Source organism: Phenylobacterium sp. (assembly GCF_041919955.1).
GTDB lineage: Bacteria > Pseudomonadota > Alphaproteobacteria > Caulobacterales > Caulobacteraceae > Phenylobacterium.
The window spans coordinates 61558-78527 of sequence record NZ_JAYRSU010000021.1; the positions used below are offsets into that span (position 1 = coordinate 61558).

The 16970-nt window shown below is 67.2% G+C and carries 15 protein-coding genes and 1 pseudogene; 6 read left to right on the forward strand and 10 right to left on the reverse strand.

What is annotated here, in order from left to right; all coding sequences use genetic code 11:
- Window position 1 precedes the first annotated feature (1 nt).
- The 4 genes from trpD to ACE3T2_RS16695 all read left to right on the forward strand — a co-directional run bounded on the left by trpD (window position 2) and on the right by ACE3T2_RS16695 (window position 3020).
- Complete coding sequence (gene trpD / locus ACE3T2_RS16680; RefSeq protein ID WP_374659365.1) at window positions 2-1012, forward strand: anthranilate phosphoribosyltransferase; 1011 nt, start codon at window positions 2-4, stop codon at window positions 1010-1012.
- A complete protein-coding gene (trpC, locus tag ACE3T2_RS16685; protein ID WP_374659367.1) occupies window positions 1009-1797 on the forward strand; it encodes an indole-3-glycerol phosphate synthase TrpC in 789 nt (262 codons plus the stop codon). Before trpD ends, trpC begins: the two co-directional genes overlap by 4 nt.
- Window positions 1798-1930: 133 nt before the next feature.
- On the forward strand, window positions 1931-2626 hold the full coding sequence (lexA, locus tag ACE3T2_RS16690) for a transcriptional repressor LexA (RefSeq protein WP_374659369.1): 696 nt from the start codon (window positions 1931-1933) through the stop codon (window positions 2624-2626).
- A gap of 58 nt (window positions 2627-2684) precedes the next feature.
- Complete coding sequence (locus ACE3T2_RS16695) at window positions 2685-3020, forward strand: hypothetical protein (protein WP_374659371.1); 336 nt, start codon at window positions 2685-2687, stop codon at window positions 3018-3020.
- On the opposite strand, the gene ACE3T2_RS16700 is transcribed toward ACE3T2_RS16695, so the two are convergent.
- Window positions 3017-5068 (reverse strand): ComEC/Rec2 family competence protein, encoded by a 2052-nt coding sequence (locus ACE3T2_RS16700; protein ID WP_374659373.1) that lies wholly within the window; start codon window positions 5066-5068, stop codon window positions 3017-3019. The genes ACE3T2_RS16695 and ACE3T2_RS16700 overlap by 4 nt on opposite strands.
- Window positions 5069-5189: 121 nt before the next feature.
- Between ACE3T2_RS16700 and gltX the strand changes: the two genes are divergently transcribed.
- Window positions 5190-6602 carry a glutamate--tRNA ligase gene (gltX, locus tag ACE3T2_RS16705; protein ID WP_374659375.1) on the forward strand — a complete coding sequence of 471 codons (1413 nt, stop codon included), beginning with the start codon at window positions 5190-5192 and terminating at the stop codon, window positions 6600-6602.
- 57 nt (window positions 6603-6659) lie between these two features.
- Window positions 6660-7940, forward strand: coding sequence for a citrate synthase (gene gltA, locus ACE3T2_RS16710; protein ID WP_374659377.1), 1281 nt, complete (start codon window positions 6660-6662; stop codon window positions 7938-7940).
- A 62-nt stretch (window positions 7941-8002) separates the two neighbouring features.
- On the opposite strand, the gene lpxB is transcribed toward gltA, so the two are convergent.
- The 9 genes and pseudogenes from lpxB to ACE3T2_RS16755 all read right to left on the reverse strand — a co-directional run.
- Window positions 8003-9163 (reverse strand): lipid-A-disaccharide synthase, encoded by a 1161-nt coding sequence (gene lpxB, locus ACE3T2_RS16715; protein WP_374659379.1) that lies wholly within the window; start codon window positions 9161-9163, stop codon window positions 8003-8005.
- Entirely contained in the window at window positions 9160-10002 is an 843-nt protein-coding gene (locus tag ACE3T2_RS16720) for an LpxI family protein (protein WP_374659381.1), read from the reverse strand. Before ACE3T2_RS16720 ends, lpxB begins: the two co-directional genes overlap by 4 nt.
- Window positions 10003-10004: 2 nt before the next feature.
- Complete coding sequence (gene lpxA / locus ACE3T2_RS16725) at window positions 10005-10796, reverse strand: acyl-ACP--UDP-N-acetylglucosamine O-acyltransferase (protein ID WP_374659395.1); 792 nt, start codon at window positions 10794-10796, stop codon at window positions 10005-10007.
- Window positions 10797-10798: 2 nt separating this feature from the next.
- Window positions 10799-11266, reverse strand: coding sequence for a 3-hydroxyacyl-ACP dehydratase FabZ (fabZ, locus tag ACE3T2_RS16730; RefSeq protein WP_374659383.1), 468 nt, complete (start codon window positions 11264-11266; stop codon window positions 10799-10801).
- Window positions 11263-12279 (reverse strand): UDP-3-O-(3-hydroxymyristoyl)glucosamine N-acyltransferase, encoded by a 1017-nt coding sequence (lpxD, locus tag ACE3T2_RS16735; protein ID WP_374659385.1) that lies wholly within the window; start codon window positions 12277-12279, stop codon window positions 11263-11265. The genes fabZ and lpxD overlap by 4 nt, the downstream gene beginning before the upstream one ends.
- Before the next feature lie 40 nt (window positions 12280-12319).
- Complete coding sequence (locus ACE3T2_RS16740) at window positions 12320-12991, reverse strand: OmpH family outer membrane protein (RefSeq protein ID WP_374659387.1); 672 nt, start codon at window positions 12989-12991, stop codon at window positions 12320-12322.
- A 9-nt stretch (window positions 12992-13000) separates the two neighbouring features.
- Window positions 13001-15403 carry an outer membrane protein assembly factor BamA gene (gene bamA, locus ACE3T2_RS16745; RefSeq protein ID WP_374659389.1) on the reverse strand — a complete coding sequence of 801 codons (2403 nt, stop codon included), beginning with the start codon at window positions 15401-15403 and terminating at the stop codon, window positions 13001-13003.
- A gap of 30 nt (window positions 15404-15433) precedes the next feature.
- On the reverse strand, window positions 15434-16651 hold the full coding sequence (gene rseP / locus ACE3T2_RS16750) for an RIP metalloprotease RseP (protein ID WP_374659391.1): 1218 nt from the start codon (window positions 16649-16651) through the stop codon (window positions 15434-15436).
- A gap of 19 nt (window positions 16652-16670) precedes the next feature.
- Window positions 16671-16970: pseudogene (locus ACE3T2_RS16755) on the reverse strand (1-deoxy-D-xylulose-5-phosphate reductoisomerase); the annotation flags it as partial.

Here is a 16970-nt window from a genome sequence, read left to right on the forward strand (position 1 = left end):
CATGTCCGACGCCTTCAAGCCCCTGCTCGGCCGTCTGGCCGATGGCGGAACCCTGACCGAAGACGACGCCGGCGAGTTCTTCGCCGCCTGCCTGCGTGGAGAGCCCACGCCGGCCCAGGTCGCCGCCGCCGTCACCGCCATGCGCATGCGCGGAGAGACGACCGGCGAGATCACCGCCTGCGCTCGGGCGATGCGCAAGGCCGCCGTCACGCTCGACCATCCGTTCCAGGTGATGGACGTCTGCGGCACCGGGGGCGATGGCCTGCACACGCTCAATGTCTCGACCGCGGTGGCCTTCGTGGCGGCCGGCGGCGGCTTGAGGATCGCCAAGCACGGCAATCGCGCCGTCTCCTCGCGCTCGGGCGCGGCCGACGTGCTGACCGAGCTGGGCGTCAATCTGGCCGCCAGCGCCGACCAGCAGCTTCGCGCCCTGGACGAGGCAAATGTCGCCTTCTTCTTCGCCCCGGCCCATCACAGCGCGATGCGCCATGTGGCGCCGATCCGCACCGATCTCGGCTTCCGCACGATCTTCAACCTGCTGGGTCCCCTGACCAACCCGGCCAATGCGCAGCGCCAAGTGATGGGCGTGTTCGCCGACCGCTGGGTCGAGCCCCTGGCCCGCGTGCTGGGCGCACTGGGCGCAGAGCGCGCCTGGGTCGTGCACGGCGGCGGCCTCGACGAAATGACCACGACCGGCGAGACCAGCGTCGCAGAGTTCCGCGACGGCCAGGTCCGGCTCTTCACCATTACTCCGGAGGCCGTGGGCCTGCCGCGGTCGGCCCTGGCCGACCTGACCGGCGGCTCCCCAGCCCAGAACGCCGTCGCTCTGCGCGAGCTGCTGGACGGAGCCCCCGGCGCCTATCGCAACATCGTGCTGCTCAACGCAGCCGCGGCGTTCCTGGTCGGCGAGCAGGTCGAGACCCTGCGCGAAGGCGTCGAACTGGCCGGCCAGATCATCGACGACGGCCGCGCAAAGGCCGCGCTGGACAAGCTGATCGAGGTCACGGCGTGAGCGACATCCTCGACAAGATCGCCGCCTACAAGCGCGAGGAAGTCGCCGCCCGCAAACCGGCCCGCACGTTGGCCGACCTTGAGGCGGCTGCCAAGGCCGCCTCGGCGCCTCGCGGCTTCCGCGTCGCGCTTGAACGCGCCCACGCCCCCGGCAAGCTGGCCCTGATCGCCGAGATCAAGAAGGCCTCGCCGTCCAAGGGCCTGATCCGCGAGGACTTCGACCCGCCGAATCTGGCCCGCGCCTACGAAGCCGGCGGCGCAGCCTGCTTGTCGGTTCTGACGGACGGACCAAGCTTCCAAGGCGCCGACGAATATCTGACCGCTGCGCGCGGGGCCGTCGCCCTGCCAGCCCTGCGCAAGGAGTTCCTGGTCGATCCCTGGCAAGTGACCGAGGCGCGCGCCCTGGGCGCCGACGCCATCCTGGTGATCATGGCCATGGTCGACGACGCGCTGGCTGCTGACCTGATGGCCGAAGCCGCGCGCCACGGCATGGACGCCTTGGTCGAGGTCCACGACGAGGACGAGATGACGCGCGCCGGCAGGCTGGGCGCGACCCTTGTCGGCGTGAACAACCGCAATCTGCGAACCTTCGAGACGGACCTGGCGACCACGGAGCGCCTTGCGCCCCTGGCGCCGACGGACAGCCTGCTCGTCACCGAGAGCGGAATCTTCACCACGCTGGACGTGACGCGCCTCGAACGCTGCGGCGCGAGGGCGATGCTGGTGGGCGAGAGCCTCATGCGCCAGACCGACGTCACCGCCGCGACCCGGACCCTGCTCGCCTGAGTCGGCTCGGCACGCGCCCTTCGGGTGTGAAAAGCTCAGCCTTTTCAAAGGCTCTGCGGTAACTTGACATTAACTAAGAACACCTAGAGAACATTTCTAACGTTTGCGCTTTGTTCTCGAGGGTTCGACCGCCATGCTCACCCGCAAGCAACACGAACTTCTCATGTTCATTCATGAGCGGATCAAGGAGACCGGGGTCTCGCCGTCTTTCGACGAGATGAAGGAAGCTTTGGATCTGGCCTCCAAGTCCGGCATCCACCGGCTGATCACGGCCCTCGAGGAACGCGGCTTCCTGCGCCGCCTGCCCCACCGGGCCCGCGCGCTGGAAGTGGTGAAGCTGCCGCAGCAGGCGACGACCGCCGCCCCGCCCAAAGGCCGCTCGCCTTTCAAGCCCCAATTGGTCGAGGGAAGCGAGCCCCCGCCCAACCTGCCGATCGCCAACGACACGCGCGAACTACCGATCCTCGGCCGCATCGCCGCCGGCACGCCGATCGAGGCGATCCAGCAGGAACGGGATCGAATTGCGGTGCCGGAGACGATCCTGGGCGCGGGCGAGCACTTTGTGCTGGAGATCGCGGGCGACTCGATGATCAACGCTGGCATTCTCGACGGCGACTACGTGGTGATCCGCAAGACCGACACCGCCAACTCCGGCGACATCGTCGTGGCCCTGGTGATGGGCGAGGAGGCCACCCTGAAGCGCCTGCGCAAGAAGGGTGCGTCCATCGCTCTGGAAGCCTCGAACCCGGCCTACGAGACCCGCATCTTCGGTCCCGACCAAGTGCAGGTGCAAGGCCGACTCGTGGGCCTTATCCGCCGCTATCACTGAGCGCGCTGCAAAGGATCTCCATTCGCTGATAGCTTGGCAGCCTTCGGCGGGGATCTCGATGAATTGGAAGACGCGCGTCAGGGCGCGGCAGGCCTGGCGACGACTGCAGATGTTACCCACGTTGCTGCTGCTCGCCGGTTTGACGACGGTGCTAGTGCTCAGCTTCCCGATAGACTGGGCGATTGTCTTTGGCGAGCCGCCAAGGCGGGTCGGCGCTCTCGCTGAGGCTCTGATGATTGGTGCGGGAACGGCGCTCAGTGCAGTCGCCACCCGCCTGCGGCTCTACTTGCCTTTCCGCGGGAAATCCCCCGAGGAAGCCGCCGCCGCCGCGTTCTTCGCCAAGCAAGACGTGCGCTCCGACGATCACGCGTTCGAGCGTGATCTGGAGCCCTAAGGGCTCCAGCTCCACGGTCGCTGGCCGCGAAGGTCCTGCGCCCAGACCACCTTCCAGCCGGAGGCGGTGCGATAAAGCTCGGCCGAACCCCCGCGCGCGAAGTGGGCCGCAGTCAGCGTGAGAGCTTTTGGGCAAGCGCCCGCCTCGCCCCGCACCACCACCACCTCGGCCCACTTGCAGAATAACGGCTGCTTCTTGTCGATCGTCGAAGCCCGCCGGGTGAAGATCGCAGCGATGCGCGGATCCTCGCTGCCCTTGCGAGGCGCACAAGACCAGCGGTCGCAATCGTAGGCGCTCTCGCGCGCATCGGCAGCCGCCGGGGTCAGGCCGCGCCGCCTCGCCCACAACTCGGCAGCGAACAACTTTGCGTCCGGCCGCAGCAACACCGCCGTTTGTCCGCGTCGTACAGCGACGCTGGAACCGTCCGCAGCGATCCAGGCGTCGGGCGCCGGCGGCCGCGGGCAGAGCCATACCGACAGCGCCAGCGGCAGTCCGATCCAGCGCAGGGGACCACGCCACAGGCACAGCCACAGCACGCCGACGAAGGCCGCCGGCAGGGTCCAGGCCGGGGCGCTGGCGTAGATGATCTGGCTGTTCGGCAGCCGCGCCACCCAACTGGCGATCATGTTCATGGTGTCGATGGCAAGGCCCGCGGCCGCCAGCGGCGGACCACCGAGGCCAAGCGGTGCGAGCACGGCGCCTACAGCCAAGGCGGGCATCATCAGAAACGACGAGATCGGCGCAGTGAGCAGGTTCGCGACCAGGCCGAAAGTCGAGACCCGATTGAAGTGCTGCATGGCGAAGGGACCGGTCGCGAGACCGGCCACGAAGCTGGCCCCAATGCTGGCCGCCAGCCAGACGCCGACGGCCTGGATCGCACGGATGGGCCAGGGCGTATTGATCTCCTTGGGCGGACGCGGCCAGGCTTCGGCGAGGGCGACCAGGGCCGCCGTCGCGGCGAACGACATCTGAAAGCCGGGCTGCGTCACCGCCTCTGGCTGCAGGGCCAGGATCGCGAGAGCTGCGATCGCCAGGGTATGCAGGCTGATCGCCCGCCGGTCGACCAAGATGGCCAGGAAGGCGGCGCCGGCAGTGATCGCAGCCCGCTCGGCCGGGCTCGGCGCACCGGAGACGATCAAGTAGGCGACGACAGCCGCGAGGCCCACGGCGGCTGCGACCTTTTTGGAGGAAATGCGCAGGGCGGCCCAGGGCCACGCGGCGATCAGCAGCCGCGTAGCCGCGAAGGCGAAACCGCCGACGATGGCCATATGCAGGCCCGAGATGGAAATGATGTGCGCGAGACCAGAAGCGCGCAGGTCGTCGACCTGCTCCTGGGGCACGAAGGCCTCGTGACCGGTGACCATGGCCGCGGCCAGACCGCCGCTCTCCACGCCCATCTCAGCGACGATGCGCTTGGCGAGCGCCCAACGCACAGCATTGACCTTCATCTCCAAGGCCAGCCGCCAGGGCGGATGCTCGACCTGTGCAAGCCGCTCGACCGGCGTCAGGGCGAACCCGACGCCGCCGACACCGTCGAAGAACGCGTCGCGCGCGAAGTCATAGGAACCCGGGCTGGCGGGCGGCGGGGGCGCATTCACCATCCCCTTCAGCGCCACCGCCTTTCCCGGCGCCGGAAGGGTCTCGTCATCGCGCAGGGTGACCCGCACCCGGATCGGCGTTTCCGCAGGCGCCAGCCCGCTGATGCGGATCGGCGCCAGGAGCACCCTTGGCCCGCCCTGGCCGGGCGAGGCGATATCGACGACGAATCCCTCGATCAGCCGCACACCTCCGCCGGCGGGAGCAACGGGCGCGCGAACCGCCTGGGTCCGCAGCTTCGCCGCCGAAAAGCCGGCGACGGCGAAGGCCACGAGCACTAGCGCCACCGTCGCGGCACGCCCCAGAGCGAAACGCCTGACGCCCCAGAACAGCGCCGCAGCCAGCGCCAGCATGCCATAGGCGACAATCGCGACAGGCTCTCGCGGCAACGCCAGGTAGAGCGCCGCGCCAGCGCCGAAGGCGACCGGGCTCCACAGGGTCCAAGACTGCACGGAGGCTTGATCGACAAGCCATGTTGCGATGCGGCGAAAACTAGGACGCGGCCTAAAGGCCGTGCTAATAGGCGCCGCGCGTTCGCTTTGCGCGCCAGCGATAGAAATAGTTTCCAACTCGATGTCCGACCGTCCCGTCGTCACCCGGATCGCCCCCTCGCCCACCGGCTCCATGCACATAGGCACGGCCCGGACGGCGCTTTTCAACTGGCTTTACGCCAAGCACACCGGCGGCAAGTTCCTTCTGCGCATTGAGGACACCGATCGCGAGCGCTCCACCGAAGCGGCCGTGCAGGTGATTTTCGACGGTCTGGCGTGGCTCGGCCTGACGCCGGACGCCGAACCGGTCTTCCAGTTCGCCCGCGCTGACCGCCATCGGGAAGTGGTGGCCGAGATGCTGGCTCGCGGCGGCGCCTATCGCTGCTACATGACCCCAGACGAACTCGAAATCGAGCGCGAGGCCGCCCGAGCCGAGGGTCGGGTGATCCGCTCGCCCTGGCGCGACCGTACAGACGGCGGCAACTACGATGAAAGCCGTCCCTACGTCGTGCGCCTGAAGAGCCCGCTCGACGGCGAGACCGTCATCGACGACCAGGTGAAGGGCAAGGTCACGTTCCAGAACAAGACGCTGGACGACCTGATCCTGCTGCGTTCGGACGCCACCCCGACCTACAACCTCGCCGTCGTGGTGGACGACCACGACATGGGCATCACCGACGTGATCCGCGGCGACGATCACCTGAACAACGCCGCCCGCCAGACCCTGATCTACCAGGCCATGGGCTGGGAGGTTCCGGTGTGGGCGCACCTGCCGCTGATCCACGGCCCCGACGGGACCAAGCTGTCGAAGCGCCACGGCGCTCAGGCGGTCAGCGAGTTCGACGACATGGGCTATCTGCCCGAGGCGATGCGCAACTACCTGGCCAAGCTCGGCTGGGGCCATGGCGACGACGAGATCTTCTCTGACGAACAGGCGATCAGCTGGTTCGACGTCAAGGACGTGGTCGGCGCCCCCGCCCGCCTCGATTGGGACAAGCTCAACCACCTGAACAACCACTATATCCGCCAGGCCGACCCGGCCCGGCTGGCCAAGCTGGTGACGGAAATCCATAAGAGCCGCGACTTCCCGCTGCACGACGGCGACCAGGCCATCATCGAGCGAACCGTCCCGCTGGTGCGTGACGGGGCCAAGACGACGCCGGAACTTGCCGACGCGACGGTCTTTGCGCTCAAGCGCCGCCCCCTGGAGCTTCCGGAAAAGGCCAAGGGGCTGCTGACCGAGGAAACCCGCGCGCGTCTCCAGCGCCTGCACGAGGCCCTTGCTGGACAACCGACCTGGGACGTTCCGGCGCTCGAAGGCGCTCTGCGAGGCTTCGCTGAGGCCGAGGGCGTGGGAATGGGCAAGTTCGGCCCGGCCCTGCGCGGGGTGCTCTCCGGCGGCTCGCCGGCCCCCGACCTTGCGGGAGCCCTTGTGTGCCTTGGGAAAGACGAAAGTTTGGGGCGTCTCGACGACGCGCTTTCACAGTCCGCATAAAGCGCTATAAGGCGCCTGAAACGGGCGTTTAACTTCTTGCTCTACGGAAGGAATGGCATGGGCGACACGGCTAAGGTGAGTTTCGACGGCAAGTCGGTCGAATTGCCGATCCTCAAAGGCACTGACGGCCCGGCCGTCGTTGATATCCGCAAGCTGTACGCCGAAGCCGACGTCTTCACCTACGACCCGGGCTTCACCTCGACGGCGAGCTGCGAAAGCAAGATCACCTTCATCGACGGCGACAAGGGCATCCTGCTGCATCGCGGCTACCCGATCGATCAGCTGGCGGAGAAGTCGAGCTTCCTCGAGGTCTGCTACCTCCTGCTGAACGGCGACCTGCCGAACGCCAAGGAGTTCGAGCAGTTCGAGCACAACATCACCTATCACACGATGCTGCACGAGCAGTTCGATAGGTTCTTCATGGGCTTCCGCCGCGACGCCCACCCGATGGCGATCATGGTCGGCGCCGTCGGCGCACTGTCGGCCTTCTATCACGACAGCACCAACATCGATGATCCGGAACAGCGGATGATCTCGTCGCACCGGCTGATCGCCAAGATGCCGACGATCGCCGCCCGTGCGTTCAAGTACTTCAAGGGCCAGCCGTTCGTGCATCCGCGCAACGACCTGTCCTACTCGGAGAACTTCCTGCGGATGTGCTTCTCGGTCCCGGCCGAGGACTGGAAGCCGAATCCGGTGCTGACCCGCGCCATGGACCGCATCTTCATCCTGCATGCGGACCACGAGCAGAACGCCTCGACCTCGACCGTCCGTCTGGCCGGCTCGTCGGGCGCCAACCCCTTCGCCTGCATCGCGGCGGGCATCGCCTGCCTGTGGGGTCCCAGCCACGGCGGCGCGAACGAAGAAGCCCTGAACATGCTGGCCGAGATTGGCTCGGTGGAGAACATCCCCGAGTACGTCCAAGGTGTGAAGGACCGCCGCTATCGCCTGATGGGCTTCGGTCACCGGGTCTACAAGAACTACGACCCGCGCGCGAAGGTGATGCAGCAGACCTGCCACGAGGTCCTGAAGGAGGTTGGCCACTCCGACGACCCGCTGCTGAAGGTCGCGATCGAGCTCGAGAAGATCGCTCTCAACGACCCCTATTTCGTCGAGCGCAAGCTGTACCCGAACGTCGACTTCTATTCGGGCATCACCCTGCGGGCCCTCGGCTTCCCGCCGGAGATGTTCACGGTGCTGTTCGCCCTGGCCCGTACCGTGGGCTGGATCAGCCAGTGGAAGGAAATGATCGAGGATCCGTCGCAGAAGATCGGCCGTCCGCGCCAAATCTACACCGGCGCTCCGCAGCGCGACTACACCGCGCTCGACAAGCGCTAAGCGCGCCGACCGCCGAAAACGACGAAGCCCGCCTCATCGAGGCGGGCTTCTTTGTTTTCGCGTCAGGATTTCCGTTCTGCCAAGAGCTTAAGCACCGCGTCGGCCGCGGCCTCGGAAGGATCGGGCCCGCCTCGGCCCATCTTCAGCAAGGCCGCCGACTGCGCCTCGACCTGCGCCGCGCGCAGGGTCGGGTCGTCCAGGCGCTTACCGACCTCGCGGGCGAGGTTCGGCCCGTTGCAGTCGTCCTGAACCAACTCGGGCGCGACGAAGGCCTTGGCCGCGATGTTGAAGAGCGTGATGTAGGGCGTCCGGATCAGGCGCTTGAGGATCGCGTGGGTCATTGCGCCCAGCCGGTAGCCGACCACCATCGGCACGCCCGCCAGGGCCAGCTCTGTCGTCACGGTGCCCGAACAGGCCATGGCCACGGTCGCAGCCTTCATGGCGTCAAGCTTGGCGCCTTCACCTTCGACCACATGCGCCCAGCCCGACGCCTGCGCCTTGACTGTGTCGGCCACGGTGGGCGCCGCGGGGATCACGATCTGCAGGTCGGGGCGCTGCGCCTTCAGAATCGCCACCGCCTCGGCGAATGGCGGCAGGATTCGGCTCACCTCGCCCGGCCGGCTGCCCGGGAGGACCAGCAGCACCGGGGCCTCCGGCGCGATGCCCAGATCGCGCCGCAGACGCCCACCATCGGCGCCGGAGAAATCAAGGGTCAGGGCCGAATTGCCGACGAAGGTCGTCGGCAAGCCCTCAGCCTCGAAATAGGGCGCATCGAATACATGGATCGACAGCAGATGGTCGACCGTGGCGGCCAGGGTCCTGGCACGTCCTGGCCGCGTGGCCCACACTTGGGGCGCCACGTACTTGATGAGCGGCAGCTTCGGGTCGAGCTTGCGCAGTTGCTGAGCCACCCGCAGCGTGAACCCCCAGGAGTCGATCAGGATGGCAACGTCGGGCCTCTCGCGTTGCGCCAGGGCGACGGTGTCCTGGACCCGCGCAACGACCTTGCGATAGGCAAGCAAGCCCTCCAGCAGGCCCAGGATCGACAGCTGGGCGATGTCGAAGGGGCTTTGAACGCCCTCGGCCGCCATGCGCGCGCCGCCCACGCCGACGAAACGCACACCCTCACCCAGCCGCGCCCGCAGCGCGCGAGCCAGCCCTGCCCCGCGGTCGTCGCCGGAGGCCTCGGCGGCCACTAGCATTACGCAGAGAGGGCGGGTCACGGCTGCTCGGGCGGCTCCACGCCCACGACGAAGAGGCCTAGCTCGTCGGCCATCTCAATCACGGCCTCCCGATCGAGCACCAGCAGCCGGCCGACCTCGCCCGCCACCCCGGCGAGACCGGCCTTTGCGGCGCGCTGAATGGTGTTCAGACCGATGGTCGGCAGGTCGATACGCGTCTCCTGGATCGGCTTGGGCGCCTTGGCCAGCACCCCGCGCGGGGCTCCGGCGCTACCGCGGATGTTGGGAGGCAATTCGGCCACACGGCGGAGCATTGCGTCGGTGCCCTCCTGGGCCTCCACCGCCAGGACCAGGCCGTCGCAGACCACGGCGCCCTGCCCCACATCCAGTTCGCCGATCGCACGCGCGACCTTCAGCGCCCGCTGGACGTCGGCCATCTGTTCCTCGGTCGGTGTGACGCGGCCCAGCGGGCCTGCTGAAAGGGTCAGGTCGCCCATCACCTCATGCGCGCCCTCAACGGCGAAACCTTCCTTCTCGAACTCGCCGATAAGCTGGCGCAGTAGGGCGTCGTCGCCGCGGCGCGCAGCCGAGATCACGCCCGGCAGAGCCATCAGACCGCGCAGATCCGGCGCCAGGGCCTTGAAGTCGGGCCGATCGACCGTGCCGACCAGAGTCACCGCCTTGCAGCCAGCCCGCTTGAGCGCCTTGAAGCACTTGCCGAGTTCGGCGATGCCGATGTCGGCGCCGGGATAGCGGGCGATCTCCTCGCCCGCAAAGCCCTTCAGCCGCACGATGAAGAACGGCCGGCCGGCGCGTTCGCAGTGCTGGGCGATCTCGACTGGCAGATTGCCGCCGCCGGCGATCAGTCCAAGCTTCTGCATCGTCAGACCTCGCGCTCCGGCAGGCACAGCGGGCGGCTGGCGTCGGCGCGGATGAAGTCGACGATCTCCATGACCTCGGGGCAGGAAGCATAGGTCTCGACCGTATCGTCCAGGCGCTCCTGAAAGGTGCCTTCGTTGGCGAACAGCATACGATAGGCCGCGCGCATGGCGTTGATGGTCTCGCGGCTGAAACCCCGGCGTTTGAGGCCCAGCAGGTTCAGCCCTTCCAGATGTGCATGATTGCCCCAGACCGAGCCATAGGGGATCACGTCCTTCACCACGGCCGCCAACCCGCCGATCATCGCATGACGCCCGACGCGGGTGCGCTGGTGCACGGCGGCCAAGCCGCCGACGATCACGAAATCGGCGATGTCGCAGTGGCCGCCCAGCGTCGCCTGTTTGGTCAGGATCACCTGGTCGCCGACGACGCAGTCATGTCCGACATGACTCTCGATCATGAAGAGGCCGTCCGAACCGACCCGGGTCACGCCGCCACCGCCCACCGTGCCGGTGTTCATGGTGGCGTGCTCGCGGATCAGATTGCGGTCGCCGATGATCAGCTGGGTCAGTTCGCCCTTGTACGCTGTGTGTTGCGGCGGCCCGCCGAGGGTAGCGAACGGATAGACCGTGTTGTCCTCGCCAAGTTCGGTGGCGCCGTCGATCACGACGTGCGACATCAGCTTGGTCCGCGCGCCGAGCTTGACGTTCGGGCCTATCACGCAGAACGGGCCGATCGAGACGCCCTCGGCAAGCTGCGCCTTGGGATCGACGACCGCCGTGGCGTGGACTTCGATGCTCATGGCGTCTCCACCAGCATGGCTGCAAATTCGGCCTCGGCGGCGGTCTTGTCGCCGACCAACGCCTTGCCTTCGAACTTGAAGAGTCCGCCGCGCACCTTCACCACCTTCACGTGCATGCGCAGCACGTCTCCGGGGCGCACGGGCTGGCGGAAGCGGCAATTATCGACCGAGGTGAACAGGATGGTTTTGCCTTCCCGGTCCACATTCAGGGTCTTGGACATCAGCACCGCCCCAGTCTGGGCCATAGCCTCGACGATCAGCACGCCGGGCATCACCGCATAGTCCGGAAAGTGGCCCTGGAAGAACGGTTCGTTGATCGTCACGCACTTGATGCCGACGATCGACTCGTTGGGTCGATAGTCCTCGGCCCGGTCCACCAGGAGGAACGGGTAGCGATGCGGGATCCGTTGCAGGATCTCGGAAATGTCTATGGAGGTGTCGGCCACCGCAGTCTCGTTGCTCATTGCCCCTTCTCCTTGCGGTTGGCCGCACGCGCAAGCCACGCCACTTCCCGCATCCAGCGCCGGATGGGTTGCCCCGGCACGCCGCCCCAGGTTTCGCCTGCGGGCACGTCGCGGAAGACTCCCGCCGCCGCGGCCACCTGCGCGCCATTTCCTATATTCACATGGTCGGCGACCCCTGCGCGGCCGCCGAAGGCCGCGCCATCGCCGATGACGACGCTGCCGGAGATGCCGGTATGAGCGGCCATGACGCAGTTTCGTCCCACCTTCACGTTGTGAGCGATCTGCACCAGGTTGTCGATCTTGGTGTTCTCGCCGATCACGGTGTCGTCGAACGCCCCGCGGTCGATGCAGCTGTTGGCGCCGACCGTCACCCCGTCCTGCAGAATGACGCGGCCCAGTTGAGGAATGTCGACGACGCCGGTGGCGCCGCCCGCGGCGCCGAAACCCGGCTCGCCGATCACGGCCCCCGCCAGCACACGCACGCGATCACCGATCAGGGCGAAGCCGATTGTCGCATTCGCGCCGATCACGCAGTCACGGCCGATGGCGACGCCTGGTCCGATCACCGCGTTCGCGCCGATCTGCGTCCGCGCGCCGATCTGGGCGCCCGGGCCGATGACCACGCCGGGACCGAGCAACACGCCCTCCTCCAACGTCGCCTGCGGGCTGATCCCCATGTCGTCCACGTGCCGACGCGGCCGGTGCAGCCGGTTGGCGGCCGCGGCGTAGGCCGCCTGCGGCGTGGGCGTCACCAGGGCGACGCACCCGGCCGGCGCGAAGTCGCGGTCGCGCGGAGTGATGAACACCGCTCCGGCCTTCGCCGCGGCCAGCTCGGTGGCGTATTTTTTGTCGGACAGGAAGGTGATGGTGTCAGGGCTGGCGCTGGCCAGGACCGCGACGCCGACGACGCGGCGGTCGGCCTGCGTGGGGTCGGTCAGTTCGGCGCCCGTCAGGCCGGCCAGTTCTGCCAGCGTGACGGGGCCAAGGTCTTCGAAAAATCGGGGGTCGGGCATGACTATCCTCGCTCGACCCGCCTTTATCGCGAGTCGCGCCCTACTTGCGGGGCGCGGTGGTCGCAGCCGCCGCCGGCGCAGCAGCGGCCGGGGCCGCGGCTTGGTCCAGACGCTCGCGATCGAACGCAAACTGCGTGATCTTGGCGTTCAGGGCCGTGACGACCGGCTGACTGATGTCCATGGCCGGATTGGCGATCACGATCGCTTCTCGGTTCAGCAGCATGCCGCACTGGCGCTGCTGGTAGACTTGGCGGATGATCGGATCCAGGTCCTGGCCGACGCGCCCCAGAGCCTTCTGCTGGGTCGCGCCAAGTTCGCGCTCACGCAGCTGAGCCTTACGCTGGAAGGCGTTGGCCTTCACCTGCAGGGCCGCAGCACGTTGCTCGAAGGTGTTCTGATCCAGGGTCGCACGCTGGCCTTCCAGGGTCTTGGCTTCGTTCTGGAGAGCGGTCTCTTCCGCCTTCAGCTCGGCCTGAACCTGGGTGGCGATCTGCTGCAGACGGGTCTGCACGTACTTGCCGACCGTGGAGGTGGCGATGGCGCCTTCCAGCGAGATCACGCACACGCCGGGGATGGCCGGGCCATGGGTGACCGCCGGAGCCGCCGCAGCAGCGGGAGCGGCAGGCGCAGCCGCCTGGGCGAAAGCCGCGCTCGACGCGGAAGCGGTGATGGCGGCGACGCACGTCGCCGCGACAAGGGCTTTGATGGTCATGTGGTGAGTCTAGAACCTGGTTGAGGTGGAGAACCGGAAGGTTTCGGTCTTGTCGTAGTCTTCTTTGGCCAAAACTTGGCTGAAGTCGAATCGGATCGGGCCCATGGGCGAACGCCAATGGATCGAAAGACCAGCCGTCGCCCGCAGCGAAAGATCATCGTAGATCAGCGGGTCGACCGTGCCGTTGGCCTTGAGCTTATCCTTGTCGTCCAGCAGGCCGAGGGTGCCGACGTCCGAGAACAACGACGCCTTGATGCCGTACTGGTCGGGCAGACCGGTCGGAATGGTCAGTTCCACCGAGCCGATGGCGTAGGCGCGACCGCCGAGCGCGTCAGAGCGGCTGAAGTTGGTGTCGCGCGGACCGATGCCGGCGGTCTCGAAGCCGCGGAAGCTGTTGCCGCCCTTGTAGAAGCGGCTGTTGACCCGGACCGTGTCGCCGTTCCAACCCGCAATGTAGCCGGCCTGGCCGGTCACGCTGAGGATGAAGTCCTTGTTGAAGCCGTGATACCAGCCCCCGGTCACTTCGGTGCTGAGGTAGTTCACGTCGCCGCCCAGGCCCGCCAGGTCCTGGCTGACGTCGAAGCGGAAGCCGCGGGTCGGATTGATCGGGTCGTTCCGGCGATCATACAGATAGGTGTAGCCGACCAGCGAGGTCAGGTACTTGCCGCGCTGTCCGCAAAGCGACAGCGACACGATCGGCGCAGTCGGGTCGCAGTACGAATTGTCGATCTGGACGTCTTCCTGACGCAGGATGTAGCGCGTCGACAGACGCGAATTCAGGGTCAGCGGGAAGGCCAGGCGCAGGTTCGCCCCGATGGTCACGGTCTTGTACGCCGAATATTCCGTCAGGTCGTAGCGGTACGAGTAGAGGTCGATCCCTGCCCCCAGGTCGCGGCCCAGGAAGCGGGGCTCTGTGAAGCCGAAGTCGATCTGCTGGCGCAGCGAACCGGCCGAGATCCGGGCGCGAACGCTCTGGCCGCGGCCGCGGAAGTTCCGCTCGGTGACGCCCAGGTCCAGCACCAGCTGGTCGACCGACGAGTAGCCGGCGCTGAATGACAGTTCCCCGGTCGGCTGCTCCTCGACCTTGACCTGCAGGTTGGTGCGATCCGGCGCCGTGCCCGGGACCTCTTCGATGGTCACGTCCTTGAAGAAGCCGAGCGCGCGGATGTTGTTGCGCGAACGGTCGACCAGGGCGCGGTTGTAGGCGTCGCCTTCCACGAGATTCATCTCGCGGCGGATGACGTAGTCCAGGGTGCGGGTGTTGCCCGTCACGTCGATGCGCTCGACGTAGACGCGCGGGCCTTCACGGACCTGGAAGACCACGTCGACCAGACCGGTTTCCTTATTGGGCGTATAGCGCGGTCGCACGTCCACGGCCGCAAACCCCGCCGCACCGGCGGCGAAAGTCAGCGAGTCGGTCGCCGCCTCGATCTTCTCGTCCTGATAGGTCTCGCCCGAGCGGATCGGCACCAGCTGCTGCAGAACGTTCTTGTCGAGCTTCTGCAGTTCGGTCTCGACGCTGATCTTGCCGAACTTGTACTCGCGGCCTTCGTCGAGCGTGTAGGTGATGACGAAGCCGTTCTTGTCGGGCGCCAGTTCGGCGATCGCCGAGACGACGCGGAAGTCGTAGAAACCGCGGTTGCGGTAGTGCTTGCGCAGCTGCTCCTTGTCGTATTCCAGGCGATCCGGGTCATAGTTCGCGTTGGTCGCGAAGAACTTGTACCAGGTGGTCTGCTCGGTCACGACTACATCGCGCAGGTCGTTGTCCGAGAATTCCTTGTTGCCCAGGAAGTTGACGCGCAGGACGCCACTCTTCGGCCCTTCGTTGATCTCGAAGATCAGGTCGACGCGCTTCTGGGGCAGCTCGACGATCTTCGGCGTGACCTGGGCCGAGATGCGGCCCGAGCGGCGGTAAAGCTCGATGATGCGCTGGACGTCCTGCTGCACCTTGGCGCGGGTGAAGATGCCGCGCGGGCGGACGGTGACCTCGTCGCGCAGCTTGTCTTCCTTGAGGCCGGAATTCCCCTCGAACACCACCTTGTTGATGATCGGGTTCTCGACGACGGTCACGACCATGTCGGCGCCCTGCAGCTCGACCTTCACGTCGGCGAACAGGTCGGTGCGGAACAGGGTCTTCAGCGCCAGGTCGGCCTTGGCCGCGTCCAGCGTCTCGCCCGGCTGGATCGGCAGGTAGGACAGGATTGTCGACTGCTCGATGCGCTCGTTGCCGCGCACGATGATGCGCTGGATCACGCCCGACTGCTGGCCCACGGCCGGGGCGGCGGGCTCCGGCTGCGGCGGGGCCGCCTGATCCTGAGCCAGCACCAGGCTGGGGACGACAAGCGCCGTCGAACCCATCAGCAGGGCGAGGCCGGAGGCGAGCGCGGCGCGGCGAGCGCGGGGTCTTTGCATCGTATCAGCCGTCAAAGGAAATGGGCGGTGTCAGGAGAAGACGCCGCCGAGGATTTTGAACGCACGCAGTTGCTGCAGATCGTTCCAGGTGGCGAACAACATCAATCCCAGCAGCAGCGCAAGCCCCACGCGGTAGCCAGCGGCCTGGATGCGCGCGGCGAGCGGGCGGCGGGTGACCGCCTCGTAGGCGTAGAACAACAGGTGGCCCCCATCCAGCACAGGGATCGGCAGCAGATTCATGAAGCCGATGCTGACGGAAACGAACCCGGCGAGTTGCAGGAGATTGACGCCGCTGCCGAGGATCATCCCCCCCAGATCGGGGGCGCCGGCGGCGCCGGCCTGGGCGACTTTGCCGGAGATTCGCGCGATTCCCAGCGGCCCGCTGAGCTGGTCCGGCGAGACCTGGCCGGTGGCCATCCGGCCGAGGTAGTAGACCGTCGTCTCCAGCGTGCGCCAGGTGCGTTCAACGCCCCCCGACAGAGCCTCCAGCGGGCCGTAGCGGACATGGACGAAGTCCTTGGCGGTCTGCGCAGGCACCAGGCCGAGTTGACCCTGGCGGCGCTTGCCGGCGACCGCGTCCTCGCGGACCTTCCATTCCGGCGTGGCGGTGATCGCGACCTCGCGGCCTGCCCGCTCGACCACGAACCGGGTCGGGACCTCGGCGCGGACCTGCACGATCTCGGCGATCTGATCGAAGCTGCGGATCTTGCGGCCGTCGGCCTCGACGATCACGTCTCCGGCCAGGAAACCGGCGCGCTCGGCCGCGCTGCCCGGCTGCACCACGGCCACCCGCGCGGGCAGAACGTACTGGCCGAACGCCAGCAGCAGCGACGAGAATAGCGCCACGGCCAGCACGAAATTGGCGAAGGGACCAGCGGCGACCACGATGGCGCGCTGCCACAGCGGTTTGAAATGGAAGTAGCGGCTGACGGCCTCCACGCCTTCGCGGCGCTCGATCGTCTCGCGCATGGCGTCCAGGTCGTCGCGATCGGGCACGCTGGAAGCGTTTTCGTCACCGGTGAAGCGCACATAGCCGCCGAGCGGGATCCAGCCCACGCGCCACTCCACGCCCGACCTGTCCGTCCAGGCGGCGATGGCCTTGCCAAAGCCGATGGAGAAGCGGTCGATCGCTACGCCGAACATCTTGGCGGCCAGGAAGTGGCCCAGTTCGTGGATCGTGACCACCAGGCCGAGCACCAGGGCGAACGGAATGATGAAGGTCAGGGCGGTAAGGACGAAATCGACCATGTGCGGCAGTTCCTCCGACCTAACGGCCCCGCGCGGCGACGATGTCGCCTGCGATACGGCGGGCCGTGGCGTCGACCTGCCTGGCGTCTTCCAGGACGTCCCCGCCGGAGGCCATGTTCAATCGTTGCCCGGCCACGCGTTCCAGCGCCTCGGCGACCGTGGCGGCAATATCGAGAAAGCCAATCTTGCGGTCAAGGAAGGCGGCCACGGCGACCTCGTTGGCGGCGTTCATCACCGCAGGCGCGGCCCCACCGGCCGCCAATGCTTCTTTGGCGATCTTCAAGGCGGGAAAACGGCGCAGGTCCGGTTCTTCGAAGGT

Bases quoted from the DNA above. Each gene is read 5' to 3' on its own strand.
- trpD (WP_374659365.1), top strand. From the start codon at position 2: ATGTCCGACGCCTTCAAGCCCCTGCTCGGCCGTCTGGCCGATGGCGGA.
- lexA (WP_374659369.1), top strand. From the start codon at position 1,931: ATGCTCACCCGCAAGCAACACGAACTTCTCATGTTCATTCATGAGCGG.
- ACE3T2_RS16695 (WP_374659371.1), top strand. From the start codon at position 2,685: ATGAATTGGAAGACGCGCGTCAGGGCGCGGCAGGCCTGGCGACGACTG.
- gltX (WP_374659375.1), top strand. From the start codon at position 5,190: ATGTCCGACCGTCCCGTCGTCACCCGGATCGCCCCCTCGCCCACCGGC.
- gltA (WP_374659377.1), top strand. From the start codon at position 6,660: ATGGGCGACACGGCTAAGGTGAGTTTCGACGGCAAGTCGGTCGAATTG.
- ACE3T2_RS16720 (WP_374659381.1), bottom strand. From the start codon at position 10,002: ATGCAGAAGCTTGGACTGATCGCCGGCGGCGGCAATCTGCCAGTCGAG.
- fabZ (WP_374659383.1), bottom strand. From the start codon at position 11,266: ATGAGCAACGAGACTGCGGTGGCCGACACCTCCATAGACATTTCCGAG.
- lpxD (WP_374659385.1), bottom strand. From the start codon at position 12,279: ATGCCCGACCCCCGATTTTTCGAAGACCTTGGCCCCGTCACGCTGGCA.
- ACE3T2_RS16740 (WP_374659387.1), bottom strand. From the start codon at position 12,991: ATGACCATCAAAGCCCTTGTCGCGGCGACGTGCGTCGCCGCCATCACC.
- bamA (WP_374659389.1), bottom strand. From the start codon at position 15,403: ATGCAAAGACCCCGCGCTCGCCGCGCCGCGCTCGCCTCCGGCCTCGCC.
- rseP (WP_374659391.1), bottom strand. From the start codon at position 16,651: ATGGTCGATTTCGTCCTTACCGCCCTGACCTTCATCATTCCGTTCGCC.